The following is a 5463-nucleotide window of genomic DNA, read 5'->3' as shown; positions in this document are numbered from 1 at the left end:
CGATGGCTCTACCGACAATACCGCCGAGGTCGCCCGCTCGGCCGACGACGGCAGCGGCCGGCTCTCGGTGATGCGCCTCGACGTCAATCGCGGTCCATCCTTTGCCCGCAACGCCGCGATCACCCGCTCACGAGCGCCGTTCGTCAGCATTCTGGACGCCGACGATTTCTTCCTCAATGGCCGGTTTCGCAACCTGTTTGCCAGCGCCGATTGGGATTTCGCCGCCGACAACATCATGCTCATCAGGGATGACGCGACCGGCGACGCGACCAAGATCGTCGCCCCGGATTTTGCCGCCGATCCCGAATTCCTCAATCTCGAACGGTTCGTGGAAGGCAACATCTCCAGGCGCCGCGTGCAAAGAGGCGAACTCGGTTTCTTGAAGCCCGTGATCAGCCGTGCCTTCCTCGACCGCCACGGATTGCGCTACGACGAAAGCCTGCGACTGGGTGAGGACTATGAGCTTTACGCGCGGGCGGTCGCCCACGGGGCCCGGTTCAAGGTCATCCGTTCCTGTGGCTACGGCGCTATCGTGCGAGCCGATTCGCTCAGCGGCCGCCACAAGACGCAGGATCTGAAGCGACTGGCCGATGCCGATCTGGCGCTGCTGGCCATCGACAGCCTGCCGGAAGGGTCCAAGGCGGTATTGCGGCGGCACGAGAGGCATGTGCGCGACAAATATCGGCTGCGCAATTTCCTCGACGTGAAGGCCGAGCGGGGCCTGGCTTCGGCCGCGGCCTATGCGTTCGCAAGCCAATCCAACTTCTTTCCCATCGTCCAGGGCGTGGCATCCGACAAACTCGAGGCGCTGTTTCGCAGCGTTGGCCTCGTGTCCAGGAACAAACACGTGCCGCCGCTGCGTTTCCTGATGGCCGGAACCAGCACGGGCAAGGCACGGTAAGGTGCGGGAGCGTTGGCTCTTGCCGGCCCGCCGCCCGCCCACCACGCAACCATTTCGATCGGATTTATGAGTTTACGAATTGGGTGGTTGCCTCGCGGCTCCGGGGATGGCAGTCTATGTTGCGGTGCAGCAAACTGAACGACCAGCCGAACTGGCCCCCGATCGGACTGGTCCGAAGTCTCTCTTCGGCGGAGGAGTGGACGGCGCGGTACGAGTTTTCAGCCCCGGTTGCGGGGATTGGCCAGTGGCCCGGCCAGAAAGCCGGCCCAAAAAGCCAGCGATGACGGGAATTTAAGTTCATGGCCTCGATATTCGGCTTCAGATCAAGGGATCCGGCCCGCGACAGGCAGACCGATGTTGCGCGTCTCGACCGGCTGGCGAAGCTGTTCGAGCAGATCGCGGCCGAAATCGATGCCGAGAAAACCGGCCTGGAGAGCCGCTATCAGAAGGAGGCGACCAACGCGGCTTTCCTCATTGAAGCCATGGAAAATGGTTCCGCCTCCGACCGCCGCTCGTCCGAGGTCAGCGCGTTGACGCAGTCGATCTTGAACAGCGAGCGCCGCATCGCGGCATTGGCGCGCCAGGGCGGCATGATGCGCGAGCTCCGTCATTCGCTGGATGCGGTCTTCGACGAGAATGCGGACGCCGATTCGCCGGCTGCGGTCGAATCGGCCAGGCAGACGGGAGTCGGCCGAGGGTGAAGGTGGCGGCGCGGGACCGTTACGACGGAGGTGATGCAAGTTTGGCAGTCGGGAGGGTGATTGAAGAGGTCAAGGTTGGCCCGTTTGGAAGCGGTTCAAACGTCGACTTTGGGTTGGGGACACAGCGCAAAGGTGAGTTTGTCATGAGTTCGGAACCAAAAACCATGTCCACGACAGCAATCGACGCCCTTTCAACCCGGCATTTCGGCCGCCGGTCCGGCCTTGCGGCCGCTTTGCTGCTCGCCGCTCTTGGCAGCCTGCCGGCAACCCCGTCTCATGCGCAGGATATCCAGTCCGCGCCCTCTTTCGTCGACGATTTCAAAAGTTTCGACCGTGAGCGCTGGTACGTTTCAGACGGCTGGACAAACGGCAGCCATCAAAATTGCACCTGGTCGAAAGGCTTGGTCGAGCTTTCCGACGGCGTTCTTTCGCTCGGTTTCGCGAAGCAGAAGACCAAGGATCGCGAGTTCGCTTGCGGCGAGATCCAGACCAAGCAGCGCTTCGGCTATGGTACCTATGAGGCACGGATGAAAACCGATACGGGCCCCGGCCTCAACGCGGCTTTCTTCTCCTATATCGGCCCGTCCGACAAGCAGCCTTGGGATGAGATCGATTTCGAGATCCTGACCAAGGACACGTCCAAGGTGCAGGTCAACGCCTACATCAACGGCAAAGGCAAGAACGAGAAACTGGTCGACGTGGCCGGCGGCACCGACAGTGCCTTCAACGACTATGCCTTCGTATGGGAGAAGGATAGTCTGCGCTGGTACCTCAACGGTCAGTTGGTGAACACCATCACCGATCCCGCCAAGCTGCCCAGCCATGCGCAGAAGATTTTCTTCAGCCTTTGGGGCAGCGAGACGATGAAGGGCTGGATGGGAGCGTTCGCCGATCCGGGCCGCAAGCTTTCGCTGCAGGTAGAGCGCGTTGCCTTCACCGCGCTCGGCCAGCCCTGCCAGTTTCCGGAATCGCTGGTCTGCAGCCTAAAAGAGTTGGGAAAGACGAATTGAACCGGCCGGACCGAAAACGGCTCCAGGCCCTGGATGGGAATGAAACCGAATGAACTTGACGGTGTTTGGAATTGGCTATGTCGGCCTCGTACAGGCGGCGGTGCTTGCCGAGGTTGGTCACCAGGTTGTCTGCGTCGACATTGACGCTAGCAAGGTGGAGCGGCTCAACCAGGGCTTCGTCCCGATCTTCGAGCCAGGCCTTGAAAGCATCGTCAGGGAGAACCATGCCGCTGGCCGCATCAAGTTCACCACCGATGCGGCGGCTGCCGTCAGGCACGGCGAAATCCAGATGATCGCGGTCGGTACGCCGCCCGGCGAGGACGGTTCGGCCGACCTCAAATATGTGCTGGCGGTCGCCGAGACCATCGGCCGCGAGATGGATGCCGCCAAGATCGTCGTCGGCAAGTCGACCGTACCGGTCGGTACCTGTGAAAAGGTGAAGGCCAGGATCGCCGAGACGCTGAAGAAAAGAGGCCGCGACGATCTGCGCTTCGACGTCGCCTCGAATCCTGAATTCCTCAAGGAGGGCTCTGCCGTCGCCGACTGCATGAGGCCGGATCGCATTATCGTCGGCACCGACAGCGAGGAAACCGAGGCGGTGATGCGCGAACTCTACGCGCCCTTCAACCGCAACCACGAGAAGATGATCGTGATGGACGTGCGCAGCGCCGAATTCACGAAGTACGCCGCCAACTGCATGCTGGCGACCAAGATCAGCTTCATGAACGAGATGGCGAACCTCGCCGAACAGCTCGGCGCCGACATCGAGGAGGTGCGCAAGGGCATCGGCAGCGATCCGCGCATCGGCTATCACTTCATCTATCCGGGTCTCGGCTATGGCGGCTCGTGTTTCCCCAAGGACGTACGCGCCCTGATCAAGACCGCCGAGGGCGTCAAGTTCGACGCCAAGCTGCTGCGCGCCGTCGAGGAGCGCAACAACGACCAGAAATCCATCCTGTTCGACAAGGTGCATCGCTATTTCAAGGGTAGCCTCAAGGGCAAGACCTTCGCGCTGTGGGGCCTGGCCTTCAAGCCCAACACCGATGACATGCGCGAGGCGCCAGCGCGTGTGCTGATGGAAGCGCTCTGGAAGGCCGGCGCGAACGTGCAGGCCTATGACCCCGAGGCCATGCAGGAATGCCAGGCCATCTACGGGCTGCGCGACGACCTGATGCTGTGCGGTACCAAGGAAGCGGCCCTGCGCGGCGCCGATGCGCTGTTGATCGCCACCGAATGGAAGAGTTTTCGCGCACCGTCCTTCGATGCGCTGAAGGATGCACTGACCACGCCGGTCATCTTCGACGGCCGCAACCTCTACGATCCCAAGGTCGTGGCGCGCCACGGCATCGAATATCACTCGATCGGCAGAATGGCGGCATGAGACCGCTCGACCCTACGGCTGCGCCCGGCGCGGAAAGGAGTTGCGACTGATGGTGCTGGACGTCAAGCCCGAGCAAGTCACCAAGGATCATTTCGATGTTGTCGCGATCGGTTCCGGCTTCGGTTCGGCTTTCTTCCTGCATGAATTCGCCAGGCGGCGTAAGGCGCGCATACTCGTCCTCGAATGGGGCCGTCACAACACGCATCAATGGCAGCTCGACCAGAACGTCAACACCGACATCGACGACGAGACGACCTACAAGACCAATTCCGACAAGCCGTGGAATTACACGATCGGGCTGGGCGGCGGGACCAATTGCTGGTTCGCGCAGACGCCACGCTTCCATCCCAACGACTTCAGGCTGAAAAGCACCTACGGCATCGGCAATGACTGGCCGATCAGCTACGACGATGTCGAGCCGTTCTATTGCGACGCCGAAGACATCATGTCGATCTCGGGCGATCCGGACATGGCGGCGATGCTGCCGCGCTCAAGGCCGTTTCCGCAGCCGCCGCATCGCATGTCGACGCCGGACAGGATGATGAAGGCGGCCCAGCCCGACCAGCATTTCGTCATGCCGACCGCGCGGGCCCGCGTGCCGACCGCGCAACGCAGCTCCTGCTGCGCCAATCTGCGTTGCTGGCTGTGCCCGGCCGATGCCAAGTTCACCGCCAATAATGGCCTGATGCATGTCTTCGAGCATCCCGACGTATCGGTCTGCCTCGGCTCCGAGGTGCGGCGGCTCGACCATGTCGGCGGCACGGTGCGTTCGGTCGCCTTCGTCCATGAGGGCAAGGAATATCAGGCCAGCGGCGACCTCTTCGTTCTCGGCGCCAATGCCATCCAGAGCGCGGCGATCATGCTGCGCTCCGGCCTCGGAGATGAATTCGTCGGGCGCGGCCTGCATGAATCCTATGGCTGGAATTTCGAGGTCTATCTCGACGGCGTCGACAATTTCGACGGCAGCACCATCACCACCGGCCTGAATTTCAGCCTCTATGACGGTCCGCACCGGTCCGAGCATGCGGCGGCCCTGGTCTATTTCGAGAACCGCTGGCAGCACGGGATGCGCGCCGAGAAGGGGCGGCTGCGCCAGGCGCTGCCGCTGGTCGTGGTCACCGAAAACCTGCTCGACCACGAGAATTTCGTCACTCTCGACGAGGACGACAATGCTTTCGTCAGCTTCAAGGCACCGTCGGACTACGCGGTCAAAGGCATGGCCCGGGCGCTTGAGAAATTGCCTGGACTGCTTGCCCCGCTACCGGTGGAGCGGTTGTTCGACCGCGGGATCCGGCCAACGGAATCGCATGTCCAGGGCACGTTGCGGATGGGCACCGGCCCGGCCGATTCGGTGATCGACAGCAACATGATCCATCACCGGTTGAGAAACCTGGTTGTCGTCGGCACCAGTACCTATCCCAGCTGTTCTTGCGCCAATCCGAGCCTGACCGCGGCAGCTCTGTCCTTGCG

General features: G+C 62.0%; 5 protein-coding genes. All 5 read left to right on the top strand.

Features of this window, described 5'->3' with window-relative positions; genetic code table 11:
- Positions 1 to 901: glycosyltransferase (locus tag EOA36_RS26085; RefSeq protein ID WP_127280011.1), on the top strand; the 901-nt coding region annotated here is incomplete at its 5' end.
- Between the two features lie 299 nt (positions 902 to 1200).
- Positions 1201 to 1602 carry a hypothetical protein gene (locus EOA36_RS26080; protein ID WP_127280010.1) on the top strand — a complete coding sequence of 134 codons (402 nt, stop codon included), beginning with the start codon at positions 1201 to 1203 and terminating at the stop codon, positions 1600 to 1602.
- A 143-nt stretch (positions 1603 to 1745) separates the two neighbouring features.
- Complete coding sequence (locus EOA36_RS26075) at positions 1746 to 2612, top strand: family 16 glycosylhydrolase (protein WP_127280012.1); 867 nt, start codon at positions 1746 to 1748, stop codon at positions 2610 to 2612.
- Positions 2613 to 2661: 49 nt separating this feature from the next.
- Complete coding sequence (locus EOA36_RS26070; protein WP_127280009.1) at positions 2662 to 3993, top strand: UDP-glucose/GDP-mannose dehydrogenase family protein; 1332 nt, start codon at positions 2662 to 2664, stop codon at positions 3991 to 3993.
- A gap of 49 nt (positions 3994 to 4042) precedes the next feature.
- The coding region (locus EOA36_RS26065) for a GMC family oxidoreductase (protein ID WP_145969314.1) at positions 4043 to 5463 on the top strand (1421 nt) is incomplete at its 3' end.

Source organism: Mesorhizobium sp. M8A.F.Ca.ET.021.01.1.1 (assembly GCF_003998025.1).
Classification (GTDB): Bacteria; Pseudomonadota; Alphaproteobacteria; order Rhizobiales; family Rhizobiaceae; genus Mesorhizobium.
The sequence above is the reverse complement of the archived record's forward strand: the minus strand, read 5'-3'. Positions and strand labels throughout refer to the sequence as shown.

Bases quoted from the DNA above. Each gene is read 5' to 3' on its own strand.
- EOA36_RS26080 (WP_127280010.1), top strand. From the start codon at position 1,201: ATGGCCTCGATATTCGGCTTCAGATCAAGGGATCCGGCCCGCGACAGG.
- EOA36_RS26075 (WP_127280012.1), top strand. From the start codon at position 1,746: ATGAGTTCGGAACCAAAAACCATGTCCACGACAGCAATCGACGCCCTT.
- EOA36_RS26070 (WP_127280009.1), top strand. From the start codon at position 2,662: ATGAACTTGACGGTGTTTGGAATTGGCTATGTCGGCCTCGTACAGGCG.